At 58.9% G+C, this 25874-nt stretch carries 17 protein-coding genes; 13 read left to right on the top strand and 4 right to left on the bottom strand.

The window, feature by feature from the left end:
- Positions 1–108: 108 nt before the first annotated feature.
- The 8 genes from AB4O41_RS22795 (at position 109) to cmoB (ending at position 10722) form a co-directional block, all read left to right on the top strand.
- A complete protein-coding gene (locus tag AB4O41_RS22795) occupies positions 109–1491 on the top strand; it encodes a carbohydrate porin (protein ID WP_460144788.1) in 1383 nt (460 codons plus the stop codon).
- Between the two features lie 214 nt (positions 1492–1705).
- Positions 1706–4114: a glucose/quinate/shikimate family membrane-bound PQQ-dependent dehydrogenase gene (locus AB4O41_RS22790; protein WP_460144787.1), complete on the top strand. Its 2409-nt coding sequence runs from the start codon at positions 1706–1708 to the stop codon at positions 4112–4114.
- A 434-nt stretch (positions 4115–4548) separates the two neighbouring features.
- Positions 4549–4911, top strand: coding sequence for a DUF6124 family protein (locus AB4O41_RS22785; RefSeq protein ID WP_460144786.1), 363 nt, complete (start codon positions 4549–4551; stop codon positions 4909–4911).
- A gap of 242 nt (positions 4912–5153) precedes the next feature.
- Complete coding sequence (gene lon / locus AB4O41_RS22780; protein ID WP_460144785.1) at positions 5154–7571, top strand: endopeptidase La; 2418 nt, start codon at positions 5154–5156, stop codon at positions 7569–7571.
- A gap of 210 nt (positions 7572–7781) precedes the next feature.
- Positions 7782–8174, top strand: a complete 393-nt coding sequence (locus AB4O41_RS22775) for a protease inhibitor I42 family protein (protein ID WP_460144784.1) — start codon at positions 7782–7784, stop codon at positions 8172–8174.
- 2 nt (positions 8175–8176) lie between these two features.
- The gene (locus AB4O41_RS22770) at positions 8177–8821 is read left to right on the top strand and encodes a lysoplasmalogenase (RefSeq protein WP_460144783.1); all 645 of its coding nucleotides are present in this window, start codon (positions 8177–8179) and stop codon (positions 8819–8821) included.
- Between the two features lie 168 nt (positions 8822–8989).
- Positions 8990–9769: a carboxy-S-adenosyl-L-methionine synthase CmoA gene (gene cmoA, locus AB4O41_RS22765; protein WP_258616964.1), complete on the top strand. Its 780-nt coding sequence runs from the start codon at positions 8990–8992 to the stop codon at positions 9767–9769.
- Positions 9766–10722, top strand: coding sequence for a tRNA 5-methoxyuridine(34)/uridine 5-oxyacetic acid(34) synthase CmoB (gene cmoB, locus AB4O41_RS22760; RefSeq protein WP_460144782.1), 957 nt, complete (start codon positions 9766–9768; stop codon positions 10720–10722). The genes cmoA and cmoB overlap by 4 nt, the downstream gene beginning before the upstream one ends.
- A 133-nt stretch (positions 10723–10855) precedes the next feature.
- Here cmoB and tadA read toward each other — a convergent pair whose 3' ends face one another.
- Both tadA and AB4O41_RS22750 read right to left on the bottom strand, forming a co-directional pair.
- On the bottom strand, positions 10856–11353 hold the full coding sequence (tadA, locus tag AB4O41_RS22755) for a tRNA adenosine(34) deaminase TadA (protein WP_460144781.1): 498 nt from the start codon (positions 11351–11353) through the stop codon (positions 10856–10858).
- Positions 11353–12729 carry a multicopper oxidase family protein gene (locus AB4O41_RS22750; protein ID WP_460144780.1) on the bottom strand — a complete coding sequence of 459 codons (1377 nt, stop codon included), beginning with the start codon at positions 12727–12729 and terminating at the stop codon, positions 11353–11355. The genes tadA and AB4O41_RS22750 overlap by 1 nt, the downstream gene beginning before the upstream one ends.
- Positions 12730–13195: 466 nt before the next feature.
- Between AB4O41_RS22750 and AB4O41_RS22745 the strand changes: the two genes are divergently transcribed.
- From AB4O41_RS22745 to AB4O41_RS22725, 5 genes are all read left to right on the top strand, one after another.
- Positions 13196–17995 (top strand): RHS repeat-associated core domain-containing protein, encoded by a 4800-nt coding sequence (locus tag AB4O41_RS22745; protein WP_460144779.1) that lies wholly within the window; start codon positions 13196–13198, stop codon positions 17993–17995.
- A 1-nt stretch (position 17996) separates the two neighbouring features.
- Positions 17997–18413 carry a hypothetical protein gene (locus AB4O41_RS22740; protein ID WP_460144778.1) on the top strand — a complete coding sequence of 139 codons (417 nt, stop codon included), beginning with the start codon at positions 17997–17999 and terminating at the stop codon, positions 18411–18413.
- Positions 18414–18901: 488 nt separating this feature from the next.
- Complete coding sequence (locus AB4O41_RS22735) at positions 18902–19225, top strand: hypothetical protein (RefSeq protein WP_460144777.1); 324 nt, start codon at positions 18902–18904, stop codon at positions 19223–19225.
- Between the two features lie 523 nt (positions 19226–19748).
- Positions 19749–20132 (top strand): hypothetical protein, encoded by a 384-nt coding sequence (locus AB4O41_RS22730; protein ID WP_460144776.1) that lies wholly within the window; start codon positions 19749–19751, stop codon positions 20130–20132.
- 314 nt (positions 20133–20446) lie between these two features.
- Positions 20447–22519 (top strand): TerD family protein, encoded by a 2073-nt coding sequence (locus AB4O41_RS22725; protein ID WP_460144775.1) that lies wholly within the window; start codon positions 20447–20449, stop codon positions 22517–22519.
- Positions 22520–23035: 516 nt separating this feature from the next.
- Here AB4O41_RS22725 and AB4O41_RS22720 read toward each other — a convergent pair.
- Positions 23036–23326 carry a PTS transporter subunit EIIB gene (locus AB4O41_RS22720; RefSeq protein WP_460144774.1) on the bottom strand — a complete coding sequence of 97 codons (291 nt, stop codon included), beginning with the start codon at positions 23324–23326 and terminating at the stop codon, positions 23036–23038.
- A 2-nt stretch (positions 23327–23328) separates the two neighbouring features.
- Positions 23329–25863, bottom strand: coding sequence for a phosphoenolpyruvate--protein phosphotransferase (gene ptsP, locus AB4O41_RS22715; RefSeq protein ID WP_460144773.1), 2535 nt, complete (start codon positions 25861–25863; stop codon positions 23329–23331).
- Positions 25864–25874 lie beyond the last annotated feature (11 nt).

Genomic DNA, 25874 nt, shown 5'->3' with positions numbered 1-25874 from the left:
GTTACAGGACATTATCCTTACGCCCGTCCTGCTGAAACGCTTCTCCCCCTGCTTCATCCCGCTGCGTTCAGTCCCCCCTTTAGAAAAAAGACCAAGAATTCCTTCTCTATGCCTGATTTCCATACTCCGCGAGACAGCGCTGTCTTACTCCCTGTGGCCAGTCGAAAAGCCCTGAACCTGATCGGTGGGTTCACCGCATTGAGTCTCGCCACCTGTACCCAGGCTGCACCGGCCTTCGATAGCGATTCGCCGTGGATGCTCGGCGACTGGAACGGCACTCGTACCGAACTTTCGGAAAAGGGCTACGACTTCAAGGTCGATTACACCGGTGAAATGGGCAGCAATCTGCACGGTGGCTACGATAACGACCGCACCGCGCGCTATAGCGATCAGTTCGGCTTTGGCACCCATCTGGACTTGCAGAAGATTCTTGGCTGGGACGACGCTGAATTTCAGCTGACCATCACCGAGCGCAACGGCAATAACATCAGCAACGACCGGATCAACGATCCGCGGGTTGGCGGTTTCACCTCGGCTCAGGAAGTCTGGGGCCGTGGCCAGACCTGGCGCCTGACGCAGATGTGGTATCAGCAAAAATTCTTCGATCAGAAGCTCGACATCAAAGTCGGTCGTTTCGGCGAAGGCGAAGACTTCAACAGCTTCCCCTGCGATTTCCAGAACCTGGCGTTTTGCGGCTCCCAGGTCGGCAACTGGGTTGGCGACATCTGGTACAACTGGCCGGTCAGCCAGTGGGCGATGCGCGTCAAATATCACCTGACGCCGGAGCTCTACGCGCAAGTCGGGGCTTACGAGCAAAACCCGTCCAACCTTGATCGCGATAATGGTTTCAAACTCAGCGGCAGCGGCACGCAGGGCGCGATCCTGCCGGTGGAACTGGTCTGGACTCCGAAATTCAATGGCCTGCCGGGGGAATACCGCGCCGGTTACTACTACAGCAATGCCAAGGCCACCGACGTCTACAAGGACAGCAACGGCCAGCCAGCCGCGCTGAGTGGCGAGGCTTATCGCAGCGCATCGAGCAAGCACGGCGTGTGGCTCGGTGTGCAGCAGCAGCTGACCAGCCGCGCCAGTGACAACTCACGCGGGTTGAGCGTGTTCGCCAACGGCACGATGCACGACAAAAAGACCAACGCCGTCGATAACTACGTCCAGGCTGGTGTCGTCTACAAAGGCTTGTTCGATGCCCGCGCCAGGGACGATATCGGTTTCGCCCTGGCCCGTGTCCACGTCAACCCGGCCTATCGCAAGAACGCCGAAGCGACCAATCAGGCCCGCGCCATCTTCGACTACGACGACCCATCGTTCCTGCCGCCGCAAGACACCGAATACAGCGCCGAACTCTATTACGGCGTGCACGTCACCAACTGGCTGACCGTGCGCCCGAACCTGCAATACATCCGCCACCCCGGTGGCGTGGACAAGGTCGATGACGCGCTGATTGGCGGGATCAAGATCCAGTCGTCCTTTTAAGACTCATGCAAAAAACCTGTGGGAGCGAGCCTGCTCGCGATAGCGGTATGTCAGTCGACATCAATGCTGAATGTTAAGCCGCCATCGCGAGCAGGCTCGCTCCCACAGGGATTGCTTCAACTGAACACTTTTTAACCTGAACCATGCCCGCGCCAGATCGTCATCTACAGTGAACTTGCGCGGGACTACCTAAAACGTCACGGAGAACCACACTATGAGCGCTGATGGTGCTTTCAGTCGAAGCCGTCTGCTGCCGAGCCTGCTCGGTATCGTGCTTCTACTAATGGGCCTGGCCTTGCTGGCCGGGGGGATCAAGCTGAGCATGCTCGGCGGCTCGCTGTATTACCTGCTGGCCGGTATCGGCCTGATGCTGACCGGGGGGCTGCTGCTGGCCGACCGTTATGCGGCGCTGAGCCTGTACGCGGTGGTGCTGTTCGCCAGTACCGTCTGGGCACTGTGGGAAGTTGGCCTGGACTGGTGGCAACTGGTGCCACGTCTGGCGCTGCTCTTCACCCTCGGCATCGTCATGCTGCTGCCATGGTTTCGTCGCCCATTGCGTACCGGCGAATTCAACCCGGTCGGCACCGGTGTGCTGAGCGCTGCCGTGGTCATCGCCGGTATCGCCGCGCTGGCCAGCCTGTTCACCAACCCCGGTGAAATCAAAGGCGAACTGGATCGCGACGCCGTGCCTGGCATGACCAACACCGCGCCGGCCATGCCCGATGGCGACTGGAACTCCTACGGCCGCAGCGCCCATGGCGATCGCTATTCGCCACTGGCACAGATCACGCCGCAGAACGTCAGCAAACTGGTGCCCGCCTGGACCTACCGCACCGGCGACCTGCCGGGCCCGAACGATCCGGGCGAAACCACCGCCGAAAACACCCCGCTCAAAGCCAACGGCATGCTCTATGTCTGCACGCCGCACAGCCAGGTGATCGCGCTGGACCCGGACAGCGGCAAGGAACTCTGGCGTTTCGATCCGAAGCTCTCCACGCAAAACGCGGCGAACTTCAAGGGTTGGGCGCACATGACCTGCCGTGGCGTGACCTATCATGATGACGCCGCCTATGCCTCCGAGCAGAGCCCGACCGGCACTGCCAATGCGCCAGTGACCAGCGTCTGCCCGCGCCGGATCTTCCTGCCGACCGCCGACACCCGCCTGATCGCCCTGAACGCCGACACCGGCAAAATGTGCGAAGACTTCGGCAACGGTGGCCAGGTTGACCTGACAGCCAATATCGGCGGCTTCACCGCTGGCGGTTACTACTCCACTTCGCCACCGGCGGTCACCAAAGACCTGGTGGTGATTGGCGGCCACGTGACCGACAACGTTTCCACCGACGAGCCAAGCGGCGTGATCCGCGCGTTCGACGTGCACACCGGCAAACTGGTGTGGAACTGGGACAGCGGCAACCCGGACGACACCACGCCGATTGCCGAAGGCAAAACCTACACCCGCAACTCGCCGAACATGTGGTCCATGTTCAGCGTCGACGAAAAACTCGGCATGCTCTACCTGCCGATGGGTAACCAGACCCCGGATCAGTTCGGTGGCGCGCGCACCCCTGAATCGGAACTGCACGCCGCCGGCCTGACCGCGCTGGACATCGCCACCGGCAAAGTGCGCTGGCACTTCCAGTTCACTCACCATGACCTGTGGGACATGGACGTCGGCGGCCAGCCAACCCTGATGGACCTGAAAACCGCAGACGGTGTGAAACCGGCGGTGCTCGCGTCCACCAAGCAAGGCAGCATCTACGTGCTGGACCGCAGCACCGGCAAAGCGATCGTGCCGATCAACGAAGTGCCAGTGCCACAGGGCGCTGTCGAAGGTGATCACACCTCACCGACCCAACCGAAATCCGACCTCAACCTGATGCCGCCTCCGTTGAAAGAACGCGACATGTGGGGTGTCACCCCGTTCGACCAACTGATTTGCCGGATCAACTTCAAATCTCTGCGCTACGACGGCCCGTTTACCCCGCCATCGCTGCAAGGTTCGATCGTATACCCAGGCAACTTCGGCGTGTTCGACTGGGGCGGTATCTCGGTTGACCCGGTGCGCCAGATCGCTTTCATGAACCCGGACTACATGGCGTTCAAATCGAAACTGATTCCGGCCGCCGAAATCGCCGCCCAAGGCCCGCGTAAAAGCGAAACCGAAGGCGTGCAGCCAAACAAAGGCGCGCCCTACGGCGTCGTCCTCGAACCCCTGCTCTCACCAATGGGCCTGCCGTGCCAGGCGCCAGCCTGGGGTTACGTGACAGCGGTCGATTTGACCACCAGCAAAATCATCTGGAAGCACAAGAACGGCACCGTGCGCGACAGCTCGCCGGTTCCGATCCCTCTGAGCATGGGCGTTCCCAGCCTGGGCGGCACCTTCACCACCGCCGGTGGCGTAGCCTTCCTGAGCGGCACCCTCGACCAGTACCTGCGCGCCTACGACGTGAAAAACGGCAAGCAACTGTGGCAAGGCCGCCTGCCAGCCGGCGCGCAAACCACACCGATGACCTACACCGGTAAAGACGGCAAGCAATACGTGCTCGTTGTTGCTGGTGGCCATGGATCGCTGGGCACCAAACAGGGTGACTATGTGATTGCGTACAAACTGTCGGAATAAGCGCTAGCGGCAGTTAAAGCAAAGGCGACTCCTGTGAGGGGGTCGCCTTTTTTGTCCTCGATTGGCTTTCTCGCGAAGGCTGCCTGACAGTCGACCAATCCCTCGCAGATGTACACAACCCCCACGTAGGAGCTGCCGAAGGCTGCGATCTTTTGATCTTCTGGCGTCTTCAAGAACACAAGATCAAAAGATCGCAGCCTTCGGCAGCTCTTGCAGGGGATGGGTGACCTGCTCCCACAGCTGATTGTGGTCGTCAGAAATATCGGCGCATGTCCTACAGACGTGGTGATTTTTTGAGAACTTTCCGACATGTTTTGACGGTTGTCGCTCGGAAGTGAGGTGGATAGGCTTTGGGGGTCGCTGCAAATCAGCGACCGGGCGTCGCGGCCTGAATTTTACTTGGTGCTTTTCCATCCCCTATTTGGAGCATCGCCATGTCTACACCAGAAACCGACAACGTTTCGCCCTACGAATCCAACGATTCAAAAAAATTCCACGACGCCGCTAACCGCGCGCTCGACCACTACCTCAACCCATCCGCCCTCAAATCACCCGTGGCCCGCAAGCCGAGCACGATGTATATGGTTGCGCCGGATATCAAAGACGAAGACCTGCTGGCCCACACCTGTGAATCGTTGGCCCAGGCCAGTGTGATGGCCAGTGATTTTGCGGGGTATCTGGAAGGGCCGCACCGGCACACCGCGATGGCGATTCAACAGATCGTCATGCTGGCAGAACTGGCGGTGAACCGGATGCTGGATAACGTTGCCGTGCCGAAGCCTGCGCCACAGAGCTAATCCATTGTGGGAGCGAGCCTGCTCGCGATAGAGGTGTGTCAGTCGACATCAATGTTGGATGACCAATCGTCATCGCGAGCAGGCTCGCTCCCACAGTTTTGGACGGTGTACATCTGCAATAGACAGGTCATACGTTCATGACCTGTCAAAACCCTGAACACACACGCTGAAATATCCAGAGCCATTGAAACCACCCCCCACCTGCCCCATCTAAGACCCATACCCTATTGCGCAGGTGCCCCATGACCGACCAGCAAGAATTCCCCGAAGACCCGAGCGAATACGCAGAAACAGACAACGCCGAACACCACTCCACCGGCAAAGGCCTCGCCCTGCCTGGCCAGAACCTGCCGGACAAGGTCTACATCATCCCGATCCACAACCGGCCCTTCTTCCCGGCGCAGGTACTGCCGGTGATCGTCAACGAAGAGCCGTGGGCCGAAACCCTCGAACTGGTCAGCCAATCCGACCACCACTCCCTGGCCCTGTTCTTCATGGATACCCCTCAGGAAGATCCGCGCCACTTCGATACCAAAGCCCTGCCGGAATACGGCACCTTGGTCAAAGTCCACCACGCCAGTCGCGAAAACGGCAAATTGCAATTCGTCGCCCAGGGCCTGACCCGGGTGCGCATCAAAAACTGGCTCAAACACCATCGCCCGCCCTACCTGGTCGAAGTCGAATACCCGCACCAGCCCACCGAGCCGACCGACGAGGTCAAGGCCTACGGCATGGCGCTGATCAACGCGATCAAGGAACTGCTGCCGCTCAACCCCCTGTACAGCGAAGAGCTGAAGAACTACCTCAACCGCTTCAGCCCCAATGATCCATCACCGCTGACCGACTTCGCCGCCGCGCTGACCTCGGCCACGGGCAGCGAGCTGCAAGAAGTGCTCGACTGCGTGCCGATGCTCAAGCGCATGGAAAAAGTCCTGCCGATGCTGCGCAAGGAAGTCGAAGTCGCGCGCTTGCAGAAAGAAATCTCCGCCGAAGTTAACCGCAAGATCGGCGAGCATCAGCGCGAGTTCTTCCTCAAGGAACAACTCAAGGTCATCCAGCAAGAGCTGGGCCTGACCAAGGATGACCGCAGCGCCGACATCGAGCAGTTCGAGCAACGTCTGACGGGCAAGGTGTTGCCGCCTCAGGCGCAGAAACGCATCGAAGAGGAAATGAACAAGCTGTCGATCCTCGAGACCGGTTCACCGGAATACGCGGTAACCCGCAACTACCTCGACTGGGCGACTTCGGTGCCTTGGGGCGTGTACGGCGAGGACAAACTCGACCTCAAACATGCGCGCAAGGTGCTGGACAAACACCACGCCGGCCTCGATGACATCAAGGACCGCATCCTCGAATTCCTCGCTGTCGGCGCTTATAAAGGCGAGATCAGCGGCTCCATCGTGTTGCTGGTGGGCCCACCGGGCGTGGGCAAGACCAGCGTCGGCAAGTCCATCGCCGAATCCCTTGGCCGGCCGTTCTATCGCTTCAGCGTCGGCGGCATGCGTGACGAAGCCGAAATCAAGGGCCACCGCCGCACTTACATCGGCGCGCAACCGGGCAAACTCGTCCACGCGTTGAAAGACGTCGAAGTGATGAACCCGGTGATCATGCTCGACGAGATCGACAAAATGGGCCAGAGCTACCAGGGCGACCCCGCCTCGGCGCTGCTGGAAACCCTCGATCCGGAACAGAACGTCGAATTCCTCGACCACTACCTGGATTTGCGCCTGGACCTGTCGAAAGTATTGTTCGTCTGCACCGCCAACACCCTGGACTCGATTCCCGGCCCGTTGCTGGACCGGATGGAAGTGATTCGTCTGTCGGGTTACATCACCGAAGAGAAAGTCGCCATCGCCAAGCGCCACTTGTGGCCGAAACAACTGGAAAAGGCCGGCGTGTCCAAAGGCAGCCTGTCCATCAGCGACACCGCTCTTAAAGCACTGATTGACGGCTATGCCCGTGAAGCCGGGGTGCGGCAGCTGGAAAAAAACCTCGGCAAACTGGTGCGCAAAGCCGTAATGAAGCTGCTCGACGAGCCGAAAGCAGTGATCAAACTCGGCCCGAAAGACCTTGAAGCCTCACTCGGTCGACCGGTGTTCCGCAATGAACAAGTGCTGTCCGGCATCGGCGTGATCACCGGGCTGGCCTGGACCAGCATGGGCGGCGCGACCTTGCCGATCGAAGCCACGCGCATTCACACCCTCAACCGAGGCTTCAAACTCACCGGGCAACTGGGGGAAGTGATGAAGGAGTCGGCAGAAATTGCCTACAGCTACGTCAGCTCCAATCTGAAGCAATTTGGCGGCGATCCGACGTTCTTCGACGAAGCCTTCGTCCACCTTCATGTACCGGAAGGTGCCACGCCGAAGGACGGCCCGAGCGCCGGCGTGACCATGGCCAGCGCCCTGCTCTCGCTCGCCCGCAACCAGTCGCCGAAAAAAGGCGTGGCCATGACCGGTGAACTGACGCTGACCGGGCATGTTCTGCCGATTGGCGGGGTGCGCGAGAAAGTTATCGCGGCGCGTCGGCAGAAGATTTTCGAGTTGATCCTGCCGGAGCCTAACCGTGGCAGCTTCGAAGAACTGCCGGATTATCTGAAGGAAGGGATTACCGTGCACTTTGCCAAGCGCTTTGCGGATGTGGCGAAGATTCTTTTCTGACAGAAATGTAGCGCCTGTCGTTGACGTTCCCACGCTCTGCGTGGGAATGCCGCCCGGACGCTCCGCGTCCCATCACAAGCGTGACGCGGAGCGTCACAGGATGCATTTCCACGAGAGCGTGGGAACGATCATCTCCCGCCACACTGTCACACTTTGTCTCATCTTCAGTTATGCTCGCCGTTCGTCGTGAACGCTGGAGCCGCTGATCTTATGTCCCCCACCCGCCTGTTGATCCCCCTCGCCCTCGCCCTGCTGAGCGCTTGCGCCACGCAATCGAAACAGAACGTGACCGTGGAAAAACAAAGCGAATGCCCGGCGAAACTGCACAACGGGCAAAACCTGATCCTGACCCTGCCAAGCAACCCGACCACGGGTTATCGCTGGGCGATCCAGGATTCGGCCGGTGGCGTGTTGCGTGCGCTCAGCCCCGAGGTCTATAGCAACCCGGAAGATGCCGGGATTGTCGGCAGCGCCGGCATTTCAACCTGGCGCTTCCAGGCCTTTGCCACCGGCACTGGTCGCTTGCGACTGACTTATTCACAGCCATGGGCACCGGAAGTTCCGGCCGTGAAAACCTTCGACTGCGCCATCGCGGTTAACTGACCGTGGGCTGGTTGATTCTGGCGTTGATGGGCGCAGTGACCTTTGTTTATGGTCTGAGTGTGCATGCGACGCTGCTCTGCCTGCTGGTCAAACCGATGCCGGTGCTAGCCCTGCTCGGCTGGTTGCACGATGCACCGCCCAGTGACTATCGGCGCTGGATCAGCCTGGGTTTGATTTTCTCTCTGGTCGGCGACGTGTTGCTGGCATGGCCGGGGGATTTGTTCGTGTTTGGCCTTGGGGCGTTTTTGGTCGCGCATTTGGCGTATCTGAAGGCTTATTTGAGCGATTGCCGGCGTCTGGCACTGTTGCTGTTGATCCTCGCGTTGAGCGTGGGCGCGGTGCTGCTGGGGATTCTGATTGCCAATGGCTTGGGACCGCTGCTGATTCCGGTGATCGTCTATGGGCTGGCCATCAGCGCCATGCTCTGGCGCGCCCTGGCCCGACTCGGCACCGACGTACCCAAACGCTCGGCGTTGCTGGCAGCGGCGGGCGCAGTGGCGTTTGTGTTTTCTGACAGTGTGATTGGCATTAACCGGTTTGTGATGCCATTCCATGCCGCGCCTTACGTGATCATCCTCAGCTACTGGCTGGGGCAGTGGGGGATTGCGGCGTCGACTTTTTCTCAATCCGTTCGCCGTCCTCTATAGATCGTTCCCACGCTCTGCGTGGGAATGCAGTCACGGACACTCCGCGTCCCCGCGTTGGATGTGACGCAGAGCGTCATGGGAGGCATTCCCACGCAGAGCGTGGGAACGATCATGGGGTAAACGCGGTTTGTCAGACAACCCGCACATCCCCCCGTCAATTTGGCTAAAATGCCAGCCTTTTCCACCTACGCCGCTGGAACCGCCGTGAGCAAAGAATCCGATCGCCTTTTCGCCCAGCCTTTGACCCAGGTGCCTGACTTCGCCTTTAACGAGGACGTGGTTCGGGTGTTCCCGGACATGATCAAGCGCTCGGTGCCGGGTTATCCGACCATCGTGGAAAACCTCGGCGTGCTCGCCGCGCAATTCGCCCAGCCCAACAGCGTGCTCTACGACCTGGGCTCGTCGCTCGGCGCGGTGACTCAGGCCTTGCGCCGGCACGTGCGCACCGACGGTTGCCGCGTCATCGCTGTGGATAACTCCGCCGCCATGGTCGAGCGTTGCCGCGAGTACCTCAACGGCCAGGACTCGATGTTCCAGGAGTTATTGCCGGTGGAAGTGATCGAAGGCGACATCCTCGCCCTGCAATTTCAGCCTGCCTCGGTAGTGGCGCTGAATTTCACCCTGCAATTCATCGCCCCGGACCAGCGCACCGCGCTGCTCTCGCGCATCCGCCAATCGTTGTTGCCCGGTGGCGCGCTGATCCTCTCGGAGAAGCTGCGCTTCAACGACCCCGAAGAACACGCGCTGCTCACCGACCTGCACGTGGCCTTCAAACGCGCCAATGGCTACAGCGAACTGGAAATCGCCCAGAAACGCAGCGCCATCGAAAACGTCATGAAGCCCGACAGCCTCGAAGAACACCGCGAGCGCCTTCTGGCCGCCGGGTTCTCGAAAGTCGTGCCGTGGTTCCAGTGTCTTAACTTTGCCTCGTTGATTGCCTTGCCATGATTGATCTGTCCCCCCTCGCCCGCCGTCTGGCCGGAACTCCCCTGGCCGAATGGGCCAACACCCTGCAAGCACAACTCGACAAGAAAATGGAAAAAGGTCATGGCGACCTGGAGCGCTGGCAGAGCGCCCTGGACGCGTTGCCGAAGATTCAGCCGAGCGAAGTCGACTTGCTCAACGGTCTGACGCTGGACACCGATTGCGACTTTGAGACCCGCGCGCAAATGCGTACCGCGCTGATGGGTTTGTCGCCTTGGCGCAAAGGGCCGTTCGACCTGTTCGGCGTGCATGTCGACACTGAATGGCGCTCGGACTGGAAGTGGTCCCGGGTAGCTCCGCACCTGGACCTGAAAGGCAAACGCATCCTCGATGTCGGCTGCGGCAACGGTTATTACATGTGGCGCATGCTCGGCGCCGGTGCCGACAGTGTGATCGGCGTCGACCCGAACTGGCTGTTCTTCTGCCAGTTCCAGGCCGTGCAGCGTTACCTGGCCGAGCCCAATGCCTGGCATTTGCCGTTTCCTTTCGAAGACCTGCCGCCGAATCTGGAAGGATTCGACACGGTGTTCTCCATGGGCGTGTTCTATCACCGCCGCTCGCCGATCGAGCATTTACTGGCGCTGAAGGATTGCCTGGTCAAGGGCGGTGAATTGGTGTTGGAAACGCTGGTGATCGAAGGGGATCAGCAGCAGGTGTTGGTGCCGGAAGACCGTTATGCGCAGATGCGTAATGTGTGGTTCCTGCCATCGGTGCCGGCGCTGGAACTGTGGCTGCGCCGCGCCGGGTTCAGCGATGTGCGTTGCGTGGATGTGAGCGTAACCACGGTCGAGGAACAACGCGGGACGGAGTGGATGAAGTATCAGTCGTTGAGCGACTTCCTTGACCCGCAAGATCACAGCAAAACGGTTGAAGGGCTGCCGGCGCCGATGCGCGCCGTCATCGTCGCCCGCAAGTAAAACCCCTATCTCCCAAACAATGGAGATCACTTGTGGGAGCGAGCCTGCTCGCGATGAGGGCCTTTCAGCCAACGAAGATGTTGGATGTTAGTCCGCTATCGCGAGCAGGCTCGCTCCCACAATGGTTCGGTGTTTACTCTGAAGGTTTTGCCCTTCTGGCCTTGAAGAATTCGCTCAACACCGCACTGCACTCCTCCGCCAATATCCCCCCCTCATACAACACCCGATGATTCAAAAAGCCCTGGGTGAAGAACTGCCCCTGGCTTTGCACAATCCCGGCCTTGGGCTCCAGCGCGCCATACACCACCCGCGCGATCCGTGAATGCACGATCAGCCCGGCGCACATGCTGCACGGCTCCAGGGTCACGTAGAGCGTGCTGCCCGGCAGGCGATAGTTGCTGGCAGCTTGGGCCGCGGCGCGGATCGCGACCATCTCGGCATGGGCGCTGGGGTCGTTGCCGCTGATTGGGCAATTGAAACCGCGCCCGATGATTTCACCGTCCTGCACCAGCACCGCGCCCACCGGCACTTCGCCAAGGGCCGCGCCTTGAGCGGCCAGGGCCAGGGCTTCGCGCATGAAATCGCGATCACGGCTGCGGTCGATAATCGCTGCGGGGCGAATCTGACGCATCACGCCACCTCGATGGCGGCCATCAGGCCGGTTTCCATGTGGTCGATCACATGGCAGTGGAACATCCAGACCCCAGGGTTATCCGCCACCAGCGCCACTTGCGCACGCTCGTTCTTGCCCAACAGGTACGTGTCGGTGAAGTACGGGATGACCTTGTGCCGGTTCGAGGCAATGACCTTGAAGCTCATGCCATGCAGGTGGATCGGGTGTTGATACTGAGTCATGTTCTTCAATTCGAAAATATAGCTTTTGCCCTTTTCGAGCTTGGCAATCGGTCGATCGGCGCAGGTCTTGTCGGTGATGTCCCAGGCCTTGCCGTTGATCTGCCACAGGCTTGGCGGCTTGCCGTTTTCGACATTGACCGACACCGAGCCTACCCATTCAAAATTGAAGTTGAGTTTCTCGGCATTGGCCAGGTCCGGCTCAGACACCGGGTTGGCGGGCAGCGCTGGCGGCCACTCGGTTGGCGCATCGGTGTTCGCCACTGAGCGAAAGGTGCCCAGGCGTACCGGGCCATTGCGCAGGGATAACTCTTCGCCGGCCGGCGGTGCCTTGATCGCCAGGCAAATGCGCATGCCAGGACCCAGCCAGTATTCCTTGCCCAGTGGACGCGGTTCAATCGGATTGCCGTCCAGCGCGTAGATCTGCGCTTCGACGCCGGGGATGTTGAGGCGGTACGTCAGCGTGTTGTCGAGGTTGAGCAACCGTACGCGAGTGATCTGCCCAGCGGGCAAGTCGATCACCGCTTGCGAGACCCCGTTGATAGTCGACAAGCCCCCCGCCGTGCCGCCACGGGCCGCTTCGCGAGGAATGCTGAACGCTACAAAAGCGCCCTCCTCATCGACGTGCCAGCTCTTGAGGCTCAAGGTCTTTTCGTATTTGAAACCGGTGGGCTCGCGTTCTTCGATGATCAATGGGCCGACCAAACCGCGACCGAGTTCTTCGCTGCTGTTCACGTGCGGGTGATACCAGTAGCTACCGGCATCGGGCACACGGAATTTATAGTCGAAGTACTCGCCCGGCAGCACCGGCAATTGCGAGACATACGGCACGCCGTCCATTTCCAGCGGCAGGCGGATGCCGTGCCAGTGAATGGTGGTCGCCACCGGCAGATGGTTGATGAAGCGCACCCGCAGCCATTCACCCTGACGCACGCGCAACTCAGTGCCCGGCGCCGACGGGCCGAACGCCCAGGCTTGGGTTGTGTGCCCGGCCACCAGCTCAACGTCCAACGGTGCGGCGATCAGCTCATAGTCGTGACCGGCGTCAGCATCGGCCATTTTGCCCAACCAGTAACGCGACGCGCCACCGGCTCCGACACCAACGACAACAAGACCGGCCAGGCCACCGAGGATTTGGCGACGGGTAAAGGACATGAACTCAACTACCTCACGTATCAACCACAGGCGGGGGCCTGCAAAAGGCGAATACGATACACCTGCGGATGAGAAACAGTAAGGGCAGCGCGGCGGATGGTCACAGTCAGATCATGGCTGACAATGCACCTGTGGTGGGGAACTTGCCCCAATGCCTGTTCGTTAAGAGAAGGACATGCCAAGTGCAGAACCTGTGGCGAGGGGGCTTGCCCCCGTTCGGCTGCGAAGCAGTCGTAAACCATCCAGCACGGTATGTCTGATGAAATGCTACTGCTGGTTTCGGGGCCGCTTCGCTGATCGTTATTTAGTCGCCATCAATCAGCGAATCCCCCTACATCCATTTCCACCTTTCCCGACTTCTTTCCTGATCGATCCCCCGCAAAGTCCCTGCGCCTAATTTTCTGCGCGAGGGATTGCTCATGTTCGAACCGACTTTTAACCCCGCCGTATACCGTTCGGTGCGTTGATGGAGCACATCGCCCGCATCGAGGAGGAACTCGACAACTTTCCGCACACCCTCTCGCTCTATCGCGAACAGCTCAATCACTGGCTCAGCCAGACCGCCGACCAGGCCAGCCACGTGGCGGATCTGCCGTCGCTGATGGGCATGGAGCGGATCATCACATTCGGAAGCTCCAGCACCGTTGTCAGCAGCGGTGACGACGACTTTATCTCCATCGTCGTCCAGTGCCCGAAAGGCGGGATTCTGGAAATCGAGAGCAAGTTCGAATCGGTTTATGACATTCCGTTGGGGAATATTCAGGTCGATGTGATTGCGGAGGATGGGGGTAAGTCGACGCCGGTCACGCTCGATGAAAACGGCAAGGGAACATTCCGAGGGGAAGAGGGCAAGTTCTACCGCGTTCACGTTCAGGGTGAAGTTACTCCGAAGCAAGTCAATGACCTTTTTGATTCCTACAAAGGCCTGACCACCGAGCTGGAAGGCTGGCTACGCAAGGAATGGGAGGGGTTCAAACCGCAATGGTCGCAGTCGACTTTTGCGGCTACCGGTAACGGCATGCTGGCGGGCAGTTGGGCGGCGGTCATCGGTGTTTGGGACAGCCTCAGCCTGCTCTCGGACATTCTTCAGGATCCCCGAAAATTTGCTGAACGGCTGGGCAGCGGCGCCGATGAGTTGGCCAGGCTCGCGGAGACGGCGCCGGAGGTCATAGCCAAAGTCCAGCTGCTGGCCAGTGACGAAGCGGCGCTCTGTTTACTGCTGCGTACGGCGAGTCTCTGGCTGGAAATGCTCCCGCCCAGCGAGATCGCTGGCAACACGGCGGAGGTGACCAGCCAAGTCATTGTTTCGGTGCTGATCGATATTCTGATTGCTTTGGCGTTGGCCTGGACGGGTGTCGGTATACCCGCCGCCAAGGCCTATCTCACACTTCGCGGGATTAAGTACGGGGCGTTGTTGGCTGGCCTTGCGATGCGCTTCGTCGAGGCCACTTTCAATATCCTCAACACCTTCATGAAGTACGTCGACCAGTACAAAGCAGTCGCCGCACGCGGTGTGGCAGCGGGTCTGAAAAAAGGTCGGATGCAACTGCGCTGGGATGCCAAGCGCAACACTACGCTCAAGCAAAACGAACACCACGACAACGTCCCGGATCAAGCAAAAAACCCCAACGGCGACAGTGCCGACTCCGCCAATAAAACTGCCACCAACAAATGCCCGGTGTCGATGGTCACCGGCGAAGAACTGCTGACCCTCTCCGACGGTGCGCTGGACGGCATCCTGCCGTTCGACTTCACCCGGCTCTATCGCACCAGTGCTGCCGAGATCGACTGCGGGCTGGGTTTTGGCTGGAGTCATTCGCTCGCCCATCGGTTGGAAATCGACGGCGATCAGGTTATCTGGATCGACCACGAAAACCGTCGCACCCCGTTTCCATTACCGAGCAGCGAACGCCCGGCGATTCACAACAGCCTGTCACGCGCAGCGATTTATCTCGGCGCTGAACCCGAAGAACTGATCCTCGCCCAGGCCGGCGACGACACGCGGTTTTACCACTTTCACAACGGTCGGCTGACGGCGATCAGCGACGCGTACGACAACCGCCTGCGCATCACCCGCGACCGCCAGCAGCGCATTCAACGTCTCGACAACGGCGCCGGCCGCGCCTTGCTGTTGCGCTATGACCGCGCCCACCTGATTGCCGTCGACTATCAGGTGTTTGTTCCAGCGCAGACCCTCGACGAAGCCTGGCACACCGAGCAGACGCTGGTCAGTTACCACTACGACGAATGCGCTCAGCTGATCGAAGCGAGCAACGCTGCCGGCGAGAGCGAGCGTTACGACTACGACGACCGGCACGTGATTCTGCAGCGGCAACTGGCTGGTGGGGCGAGTTTCTTCTGGGCGTGGGAACGGTCCGGCAAGGCGGCCCGTTGCGTCCGGCACTGGGCGTCGTTTGCGCAGATGGATGCGTGCTACGTCTGGGACGATCAGGGCAGCGTCACGGTTCATAACGTCGATGGCAGCCAAGAGGTTTATGTCCACGATGACCGCGCGCGGCTGGTGCGCAAGGTCGAGCTGGATGGTGGCGAAAACCTCAAGGCCTATGACGATCAGGGTCGGCTAATTGCTGAGCAGGATCCGCTCGGGGCCGTCACCGAATACCGTTACGACGAAGTTGGGCGGTTGGTGGCGCTGATTCCGCCGGAAGACGAGCCGACGGCCTACGAGTATCGCAACGGTTTCCTGCATGCGCGCTATCGCGGCAAAGCGGTGTGGACCTATCAGCGCAATGCTCAGGGGGATGTCACTGAAACCACCGATCCCGACGGCCAGGTCACCCACTATCACTACGACGCTCAGGGGCGTTTGCTGTCGATCCGCTACCCGGACACCAGCCGGCATGTGTTTGTCTGGAATGCCTTGGGGCAGCTGCTCGAAGAGACCTTGCCGGACGGTGGTCAGCGACGCTTTTCCTACGATGCGCTGGGGCGGCAGATTACCCGTCAGGACGAACACGGTGCTGTTACCCAATACCAATGGGATGCCGTCGGCCGACTGGTTCAGACCACGCTGCCTACCGGCGCCACTCGCGGATTCAGCTACAACGCCTACGGCAAGATCACCGCCGAACGCGATGAACTGGGCCGCGTCACCCGTTACGAATACGCCGACGACCTGCACCTGGTCAGTCGCCGGATCAACCCCGATGGCACCCAGCTCAAGTATCGCTACGACAACGCGCAACTGCTGCTGACGGAAATCGAAAACGAATCCGGCGAACACTATCGACTGGACTACACGCCCAATGGCTTGATCCGACAGGAAACCGGTTTCGACGGACAGCGCACCGCGTACGCCTACGATCTCAACGGTCACCTTCTCGAGAAAATCGAGTTCGGTGATGACGGCTCGCAGCTGATCACGGCTTATGAGCGGGACTCGGCCGGACGGTTGCTGGTCAAAATATTGCCCGATGGCATCAAGGTCGGCTACCGCTACGACTCGCTGGGCCGGCTGATCAGCGTCGACGATAGCCACGACCATCCACTGGAATTCGAGTACGACCAACAAGACCGGCTGATCACCGAGCATCAGGGTTGGGGCACATTGCGTTATGGCTACGATGCCTGCGGCCAACTCAAGCGCCTGCGCCTGCGCCTGCCGGACAACAGCAAACTCGACTACCACCACGCCAAGGGCGGCGCGCTGACGGCCATCGACCTCAACGGCGCGCGTCTTACTACCCACCAGTTTTCCTTCGGACGCGAACAAAACCGTCAGCAAGGTCTGCTGCTCAGCGAATATGCCTACGACGACCAGGGCCGTTTGAAGGCCCACGCTGTCAGTCAACAGCAAAAAAACCTCTATCGCCGCGACTATGCCTACAGCCTCAACGGCAATCTCGACCACATCGCCGACACCCGCCACGGCCAGCGCAGCTACCAGTACGACCCGCTCAACCGCCTGACCCGCGTGCGCCACACCCGCGACGACCCAGCGGAAAGCTTCGCCCACGACCCCGCCGGCAACCTGTTGATGCAGGATCGGCCCGGCCCGACGACCGTCAAAGGCAATCGCCTATTGATGCAGGGCGACCGGCACTATGACTACGACGCCTTCGGCAACCTGATTCGCGAACGCCGCGGCACCGCGCAAAAACTCGTCACCGAATACCGCTACGACTGCCAGCACCGGCTGATCGGCGTCACCACCCCGGACGGTCGTTGTTCCAGTTACCGCTACGACGCCTTCGGCCGCCGCATCGCCAAAACCGTCGACGATAAAACCACCGAATTTTTCTGGCAGGGCGACCACCTCGTCGCTGAAAGCAGCCGCGAGCACTACCGCAGCTACGTCTACGAACCCGGCAGCTTCCGCCCGCTGGCCATGCTCGACGGCAAGGGCCCGAAAAAGGCCTGCCCGTTCTACTACCAACTCGACCACCTCGGCACGCCACAGGAACTGACGGATTACGGTGGCGAAATCGTCTGGTCGGCGAAGTACAACGCCTACGGCAAGGTCACGCGTCTGGCGTTCGGTGGGGGCGAGCAGCTCGACCAGCCGCTGCGCTTTCAGGGCCAGTACTTCGACGCCGAGAGTGGTCTGCACTACAACCGGCATCGCTACTATGATCCGGAGGTAGGACGGTATCTGACGCCGGACCCGATCAAGTTGGCGGGTGGGCTGAACCAGTGTCAGTACACGCCGAATCCGACGGGGTGGGTTGATCCGTTGGGGTTGAGCTCGACGAACTGTCCTCCGCCGAAGAATAAGAAAAATGTAGGCTGTCCGGTCCCCGCGGACTCTAGTAATCCCGCCGTAAACCAGGGGGAACCAAAGCTCCCTAAGGCGAAACACCCTGAGCCAAAAACAGAGGAGGAAGCCAAGCGTCAGGTATTAAAGTGGAACAGAGAATACAAAATGCATTCAGTTGAAAAACATGGTCCAGAGATAGACAAAAAAGCTTTGAAGCAGCGGTCGATTGATGGGTCCCATCCGACGAAGAAAGGTGTGAGAGGACCAATCAGGCCAAGCTCCCAGTTCAGTAGCTGGATGATGCAATTTCGTGCAATAAGTTACGCATTGTCCAAAATGCATCGTGATGTGCCTGAGCCGACTGGTTATGACGCCGACCGGAACCCAATCGTGAGAATGGAATTACCCGGAGCAGGACGTGGATACAAGCCTAATGAAAAAAATCGAGATAATCCTCGTTATATAGAAAGTATGGATGGGGCGGAAATTAAATTTGATAAGCGAAATGTGAAACGTCCGTTCACGGCTTTTCCTCGAGAGGTTAAATAAAATGTTGACGCATCCGTTTGTAAATATTCCATTTGAGCCTCGGCTTTCTTACATCCTAAGCGGAATATCAATTTATGATAGAGAAGAAACGCTTGGTGAGGCTTTGTGGATTTATAACCCTAACAAGCAAGACGAAAGAGAGGAAGTAATACGAAAATTTATAATTCCAGATTTTGATTATTTAACCTACAGGCATAGGTTTTTAATTTTTAAGATGCTTGAGGAGATTTTACAGCAATCAGACTTTGATTTTTCTAAGCAGTTTGAAAGTGATTACGAGGATCCCCGGATCCTCGCTTGGGATGAAACCGAAATAGAAAATCCACGTGGTTTTTTTGAAGACGTATATAGGTTGGCAAGTGAAGAGTGGAAAGGTGATCTTCAGAAGGCAAACCTTGAAGATCAATCGACTTGGTAAGGTCAGTTATCTCTGAGGCAGATAGATTTTATGACCGCTTCGTGCTCAATCGCGGGCAAGCCTCGCTCCACAGGATTGAAGTCGTACCCATATTTGGCGGTCTGCCTCGATTCCGTGGGAGCGAGGCTTGCCCGCGATGACGGTCTCACAGGCAGCGAAATTTCCGGGCAAGGTCGTCGGAAGTTTCCTTCAAGTCGTAGCGGTTTCCATGAACTGGTGCGAAGTGAGATCCATGGATAGTCTTTGGCTGTCGCTGCAAATGCAGTGGCAGGGTGTAGGAGCCCTCTCTCATGGTGCAACAGCTTTGTCGTTTGATTGCGGCGCTTAATTCGTGTCCGTAAGATCGTTCGCGGCGGCTGTGCGCAGGACACGCTTCGGCGTGGCCGAGGTTCATGAGTGCTCGGTACTCCTACTCCTGCGCATGGCTGCCACCCAAACCTGTAGGAGGGTGCGTTGGCAGCTCATATTCATACTCATGGAAATTACAAATGACGACGCTAACGCCAGACCCACCCTACGAAAAACCAATTCCCCACCCCAAAAGCCGCTTCATGGCGCTAACCAGCAACTGCACCGATATGCCCACCCTGTTCGTCGATACCCACGCGCCGATCGATATTTTGACCGATGCTGCCAGCTATCGAATTCGCGCCGTCACTCAAGTGCTTGAGAACATGTCCATGCGCGGTTCAGTCGAGTGTGATTCGATGATTCTCAGTGACTTTGCCTTGCTCTGCGCCATTCCGTTACGGGATGGGTGCGATGTGCTGGATGTGATTGGGCGGCGGTTGAGGGCACGGCCTTCGGACTAGAGCCGAGGCTTTTTGTGGCGAGGGAGCTTGCTCCCGCTGGGCTGCGGAGCCGCCCCTAAAACCTGCGATCCGGCTTTATCAGACATACCGCGGTGTTTGGTTTGGCGACTGCGGCGCAGTCGAACGGGGCGAGCCCCAATGCCAGTCAGTTAAGCTGCGGAACCTGTGGGAGCGTGGCTTGCCCGCGATAGCGACCTGTCTGACACATCAATGGCGAATCTACGACTACGACGCCTTCGGTAAACTGATCCGCGAACGTCGCGGCACCCCGCAGAAACTTGTCACCGAATACCGCTACGACTGCCAGCACCGGCTAATCGGCGATCACCCAAGGACGAATTTCCCGGATTCTGACAGATTGGTTTCAGCGGACGGTAAGAGAAGCATTCGATACGGAGCACATGAAATGGGTGGCAAGGAGTAAGCATCATTACCATGAGGAGAAGTAGATACTCCAGTTAAAGGAGAATATTATGAACGTCGAAAATACCGTTGTCCGCGTGCCATCACTGAAGAAACAAGTATGAAAATAACCATAGATCTCGTAACTCTTGTTACCAAAGAAGTTCTAGTTGGGTTTTCAACCAATGTCGGGGCCGCAACCGCAGTTTGGCGTGCTACCCCACCGAAAGGTGGTGAGCAGTATGATGTCGAATTAGAAGTCGATGATGAGTTTGTTTGGGGAGAGAACGCTTGTTCTTCGCTAAATAATGCTCACTCTGTTGGAGTGATGGATGGCATCGTAACTATGACGGGGACTTTGATCTCAAATGATATGGAGGGCGGCGCAGTTATTGATGTGGGTGGGTCAATAATATTTATTGAGTTGATTGGATACGCGGAAGCTGACTCGGCGCTAGTGGATTTAAAGGTTAATAATATGAATGTTTTTCCGACAGATATCTGAAGAGATTCAGTAGTTTTCAATTGTTGTCGCGACAAATAGTTGGGAGGACGAACAGCTACAAATAAATCCGTCCCCTTTTTTGCTATTCTTCCGGTGAAGCAGCTTGTTACCGTTGAGATACGCAGCAATCTGACAGACAGGGACAACCTCCCGTAGAATGCCTTCGTGGCTATGGAACACCTTCCTTCTAAACCTCTAATGACCTAGGGGTTCCGCTCTCCACACCGCGCCTGCTTCTTGCAGGCGTTTTTATATCGGCTGTAGACACGATGCTGCAGCTCGTTCACGACGGCGGCCAAGGGAGAAAATCAAGCATGAATCAGGAGCTGTTCCTGCGTCGCCGTAGCAAAGTTCACGTCCCGATGGGTACTGGCGGTGCCTCGCGCGCTCAGGTCGCGTCGGCTGTCCGGGAAGTCGCGGCGTTCCGATGCGTACTATCAGAGCCTCTGATCGAGCGAATCGGCATGTTGTCAGCGACAGAACTCAAGCACTGGCTGCGCGACATTGTCGGAGTGCTTCGGCGGGAGACTGGCGCTCATGTGCACCACCGGCCGTTTTATCCTGACTTTCCGGAGCAAGTACTGACGGCCTCAGAGGCGGAACTGTATCTTAACGCCGTCATGCACTACCTCACGCTTTGGCGTTTACCACCGACTGAACACTCTCGACCTGCGATGCTTGAAGGCAACTTCATATCCCGCGTTATCGAACCGGGAAGCGTCTCTGAGTTCGAGTCACTGCTCGAGCCGCTGGTTTCATCGCGCACCTCACTTTCCGAAGAGGAAACTGCGGATGTCGTCTGGTTTGTCCGAGAGTACAAAAGCGATGTATTCCGTCTGCTGCCTGAGGTCGTCCCGTTCCGGGAGATCCGTGCACAGCTCGGCGGCGCACTTATCCTGCATGTCGCCAGCGATGCACGGGTGGACGCATTCCTGGAGCGAAACATCGAAACGGCGACTGACGTGCTACGACTCGCGGTCGCGCTGAATGGAGGAGACGTGTCACTGACGACAGCTTCGACACGTTTCACAGCGATGAAGCGCTCGATGCGCCGTCTGCTGTTGCGCCTACTCGACCACATACCCAACGCTGCAGAAGACGTGATGCGACATGCTGAGCGCTGGAAACGCCTGGCTGAAGTACTGCATCCGGGCGACTACGCCGATAAGTACCCACGAGCACTAGCCGCCATCACGGCAGCGCGTCGCAACGAAGCACCAGCTTCATTTGGATCATGTGTCGAAACATTGCTTGCCCAGCGTGACATCGCCAAGCTTACGCCCGTACTACAGAGCCGTCCTGGTGAGTTCGCACGACGGCTGGACGCGACTCTGCGGCGCGCGACGGAACCAGAGTCGGTTCTCGATGCGTTCGAGGCTGTTGCAACACAAGTGTCCTCGCCTGTCCTGCTGCAGTTGCTGGCCCAAGTACGTGCACCGCGCCCCCTGCCCCTGCGGGCATTCACACCGAAAGGTGCATTTGCCAAAGTCTATGGCATCAAGGATCGACGCGAACCTCTCACACCCGGCGTGTTGGCTCGTGCAGCCCGAATCTGCGAGGACGCTCTCGTAATGCGTTTTGCGTCGCTGCCGCCACTAGGCCGCTGTTTCATCGATCCAGCATTACGCGAATACAGGGTGCCGCTGGCGCAGCGCGCCTCATCGAAGTCGCTACGTACGCTGGTGCGGGGCAGTCGGTTGCCTATGCCTGACACACGTTTCATTCGTCTGTTCCTGTGGTGGAAGAATGGCAGTGGACGCACAGATATCGACTTGTCCGCTGCATTTTTCGACGCCAACTTCGTGTTCAAAGAAACGGTCGCGTACTACAACCTGAAGGGTTACGGCGGCTACCACAGCGGCGACATCGTCGATGCGCCCGACGGGGCTTCGGAGTTCATCGACCTCGACCTTGATGTCCTCGTCGAAAAGGGTATCCGCTATGTCGTCACGTCCATCAACTCATACACCGAGCAGCCGTACTGCGATCTCCCAGAATGCTTCGCTGGCTGGATGGCCCGCACCGACACGGCGTCGGGTGAAGTGTTCGAGCCGCGATCCGTGTTCGACCGCATCGATATCGCATCCGACACAGTTATCTGCCTGCCATTCGTAATGGACTTGCAGGAACGACGTATGATCTGGGCCGATCTGGGGCTCACTTCATCTCCACGATGGAACAACGTCGGGAACAACCTCAGTGGGATATCGTTGATGCTGCGGGCTTTGGTGCATACACCACGGCCTGATTTGGAGACTCTGTTCGATTTACATGTACGCGCACGGGGGGAACGAGTGGCTTCGCCGCAGCAGGCACAGGCGGTGTTTGCACCAGATCAAGGGATCACACCGTTCGATACGGATTTGATTCGATCACAGTTTCTCTAATACCTACGCCAGCCTTTGCCGTTCATTGAAAACGACAGCTCTTGCTTCGGAGCTTTCTTTGTTCTGCGCCATTCCGTTACGGGATGGGTGTGATGTGCTGGATGTGATTGGGCGGCGGTTGAGGGCACGGCCTTCGGACTAGCGTCGAGTTACTTTTATGGTGAGTGGGCTTTTTGTGGCGAGGGAGCTTGCTCCCGTTAGGCTGCGGAGCGGCCCCAAAGTCAGCAGCCCGGTTTTGCCAGGCATACCGCGGTGTTTGGTTGGGCGACTGCTGCGCAGTCGAACGGGGCGATGCGGCGTTCCGACGAGCCCCCTCACCACAGGGTTTTGTGGTGGTCTCAGGTTTCTGGGGGCGCTGCGCTGCCCAGCGGGAGCAAGCTCCCTCGCCACAAGGGCAAGATCAAAAGATCGCAGCCTTCGGCAGCTCCTACGGGGGGCTGCATCGGGAGAGGGCCGCGTCGCGACCCAACGGGGCGATGCGGCGGTCCGGCAAGCCCCCTCACCACAAAACTCCGGTTATGGCTGAAGACCGGTAATCAGATGCACAACCCCATCCTCCAGCATCATCACTCCCGGCACCCCTGCCACCGTCAACGCCTGCCGATCCATTCGCGTCATGTCCCGCAATTCCACCCGCACCCGGGTCAGCGCCACCGGCTGTTGCGACTTGAGGTTATCCACACCGCCCAGCGCGGCCACGACATTCGCGGCCAAACCGAAAACAGGCGGAGCCACCACTTTCGGCTCATCCACTACCAGGTCCGGCGTCAACGCTTTCCAGAACGCCCGCTGCATTTTCTCGAACATGCTCAGTTCTCCAGAATCAATGAAGTATCGACCGTCGCCTCATGATGCAGCCGCAATGCCTCGCGTACTTGCTCGGCACTTTCCAGCCCCAGCACTTGCTGGGCGATGGCCTGACAGTCCAGCAAATCCACTTCACGAACCGCCGCTTTGATCGCCGGAATCAACGGCACGCTCACCGACAGTTCATCCACCCCAAGCCCAAGCAACAGCGGCACCGCCAGTTTTTCCGAAGCCATGGCGCCGCACACTCCGACCCATTTGCCATGGGCATGAGCGGCTTTCACGGTATTGGCGATCAAACGCAGTACCGACGGATGAAAGCTGTCGGCTTGACTGGCCAGCCGGGGATGATCGCGGTCCATGGCCAGGGTGTATTGGGTCAGGTCGTTGGTGCCTATGGAAAAGAAATCCACCTCGGGCGCAAACAGATCAGCCATCAGCGCCGCCGCCGGTACTTCGATCATGATTCCCAGTTTCGGCAATTCAGTGAGACCCAATGCCAGCGCCTCTTCTTCAAGTAGCTGACGGGCCAGCCGCAACTCCGACAACTGCGTGACCATCGGCAGCATGACGTGCAGGCGCGCCAGCCCGGCGCTGCTCAATATCGCCTTGAACTGATCGCGCAACAGCTGCGGACGCTCCAGGCACAAACGAATTCCGCGCATGCCCAGGAATGGGTTGGTTTCGCGTTCCATCGGCACATAGGCCAACGGTTTGTCACCGCCGACATCCAAAGTTCGCACCACCAGATTGCGCGCCGGGCCCAGGGCACGGGCGATGGCGCTGTAGGTGGATGCCTGCTCGTCATGGCTCGGCGCGTGATTGCGATCCAGATAAAGAAACTCCGAACGCAACAGACCGACGCCCTCGCCGCCCAGCGCCACGGCCTGTTCGGCTTCGGCCAACGAAGCGATATTGGCGGTGATTTCAAAGTGATGCCCATCGCGGGTACAGGCGGCCAGTCCTGCATTTTCCAGCTCGTAATGCTGGCGTTTTTTTTGTTGCTGACGATTGGCTTGCAACTGCTCAATGGTGGCCAGGTCAGGATCCAGTTGTAGTTCGCCTTTATCGGCATCGAGCAAAACCCGGGTGCCATTGATCAGTGTCAGCACCTGAACTGACAAGCCGCAGATCGCCGGCAAACCGAAGGCCCGCGCCAGAATTGCCACGTGGCTGGTAGCGCCACCGCCGACCGTAGCGAACCCCAGCACCTTGCGCGTGTCCAGGCCAGCCGTCCGGGAGGGCGTCAGTTGCTCGGCAATCAGAATCGCCCCATCCGGCAACTCCATCGCACGATCCTCAACGCCGAGAATCAGCTTGAGCACCCGTTGACCGACGTCGGCCAAATCTGCCGCCCGTTCGGCCAGCAAAGCATTGCCCAGGCTTTTGAACAAGGCTGCCGTCGACTCGGTGGCCGCACGCCAGGCGAAAGCGGCACTTTTGCCGCCGTCGATTAGTGCCAGGGCCTGATCCAGCAGGCCAGGGTCTTCGAGCAGTTCCTGATGAGCCTTGAAGATGTCTGCCTGGGCGTCACCCGTGGCGTTGTCTCGCAACTGCTGCAGGGCCAGAACCGCCGCCGCCAATGCCCCGGACAGATGCTCACTCTCAACCTGGGGATTAACGCCTGACTCGCTCACCTCGAGGGTTTGCTCGGCAATCTGCACCACTTGGCCAAACGCCGACCCCGGCGATGCACAGACGCCGCGCAGCACCTTCAGCGATGAGGTCTCAGCAGCAACTGTCTCCACCTCTGCCATCACCGTCACGACTTCCCCGCAACCGGCGGCCAGCAACTCGGCCAGCGTCTTGATCGCCACTTCGGCATCCGCGCCGGCCGCGCTGACCTGCAGAACGTCACCATGGGCAGTCTGCAAAGCCATGATCGCCACCAGGGATTTGGCGTTCGCGCTGTCCTGCTGTTTATGCAGGCAAATGCTCGCCGAAAAGCCTTTCGCCGCTTGGGCAAACACTGCTGCAGGGCGAGCGTGCAATCCGTTGGTGTTGGGTAGCGTCACCGGTTTGGAGAACAGTGCCTCGCTCTTCTGCGCAATCCCCTCATCGGCCGCCACTTCGGATGGATTCAAACTCAGCAGCGGCTGACCGCTTTCCACCACACCCGTTGCGGGCGCCAGCCAAGTGAACGGCTCACCGCTGACCACCAACATCAAGGTCAACAAACTGCGGGCGTTCAAAGCGATGTAATCGGCATCGAACTCGATCAGCGCCTGCCCCACTGCTACCCGCTGACCTTCCTCCACCAACCGGGTGAAACCCTTTCCAGCCAGGTTCACGGTATCGAGGCCAATGTGCATCAGCACCTGCACGCCATTGTCGTCGGTGATGCTGACGGCATGCCCACTGACCTGCACATTGCTGATCACCCCGGCCAGCGGTGCGCACAAGGTTTGCGAGGTCGGATCGATGCACAGACCGTCGCCGATCACGCGACTGGAAAACACCTGATCGGGAACTTGGTCCAGCGGCATCAGCACGCCGGACAAAGGTGCCAGCAGTTGCAATTGTTGGGGTGTGGCCATGACGTCACCTG

The organism is Pseudomonas sp. S2_A02 (assembly GCF_054668495.1).
The sequence above is the reverse complement of the archived record's forward strand: the minus strand, read 5'-3'. Positions and strand labels throughout refer to the sequence as shown.

Bases quoted from the DNA above. Each gene is read 5' to 3' on its own strand.
- AB4O41_RS22735 (WP_460144777.1), top strand. From the start codon at position 18,902: ATGACGACGCTAACGCCAGACCCACCCTACGAAAAACCAATTCCCCAC.
- AB4O41_RS22740 (WP_460144778.1), top strand. From the start codon at position 17,997: ATGTTGACGCATCCGTTTGTAAATATTCCATTTGAGCCTCGGCTTTCT.
- lon (WP_460144785.1), top strand. From the start codon at position 5,154: ATGACCGACCAGCAAGAATTCCCCGAAGACCCGAGCGAATACGCAGAA.
- AB4O41_RS22750 (WP_460144780.1), bottom strand. From the start codon at position 12,729: ATGTCCTTTACCCGTCGCCAAATCCTCGGTGGCCTGGCCGGTCTTGTT.
- AB4O41_RS22785 (WP_460144786.1), top strand. From the start codon at position 4,549: ATGTCTACACCAGAAACCGACAACGTTTCGCCCTACGAATCCAACGAT.
- AB4O41_RS22790 (WP_460144787.1), top strand. From the start codon at position 1,706: ATGAGCGCTGATGGTGCTTTCAGTCGAAGCCGTCTGCTGCCGAGCCTG.
- tadA (WP_460144781.1), bottom strand. From the start codon at position 11,353: ATGCGTCAGATTCGCCCCGCAGCGATTATCGACCGCAGCCGTGATCGC.
- AB4O41_RS22795 (WP_460144788.1), top strand. From the start codon at position 109: ATGCCTGATTTCCATACTCCGCGAGACAGCGCTGTCTTACTCCCTGTG.
- ptsP (WP_460144773.1), bottom strand. From the start codon at position 25,863: ATGGCCACACCCCAACAATTGCAACTGCTGGCACCTTTGTCCGGCGTG.
- AB4O41_RS22720 (WP_460144774.1), bottom strand. From the start codon at position 23,326: ATGTTCGAGAAAATGCAGCGGGCGTTCTGGAAAGCGTTGACGCCGGAC.
- AB4O41_RS22775 (WP_460144784.1), top strand. From the start codon at position 7,782: ATGTCCCCCACCCGCCTGTTGATCCCCCTCGCCCTCGCCCTGCTGAGC.
- AB4O41_RS22730 (WP_460144776.1), top strand. From the start codon at position 19,749: ATGAAAATAACCATAGATCTCGTAACTCTTGTTACCAAAGAAGTTCTA.
- AB4O41_RS22745 (WP_460144779.1), top strand. From the start codon at position 13,196: ATGGAGCACATCGCCCGCATCGAGGAGGAACTCGACAACTTTCCGCAC.
- AB4O41_RS22725 (WP_460144775.1), top strand. From the start codon at position 20,447: ATGAATCAGGAGCTGTTCCTGCGTCGCCGTAGCAAAGTTCACGTCCCG.
- cmoB (WP_460144782.1), top strand. From the start codon at position 9,766: ATGATTGATCTGTCCCCCCTCGCCCGCCGTCTGGCCGGAACTCCCCTG.
- cmoA (WP_258616964.1), top strand. From the start codon at position 8,990: ATGCCAGCCTTTTCCACCTACGCCGCTGGAACCGCCGTGAGCAAAGAA.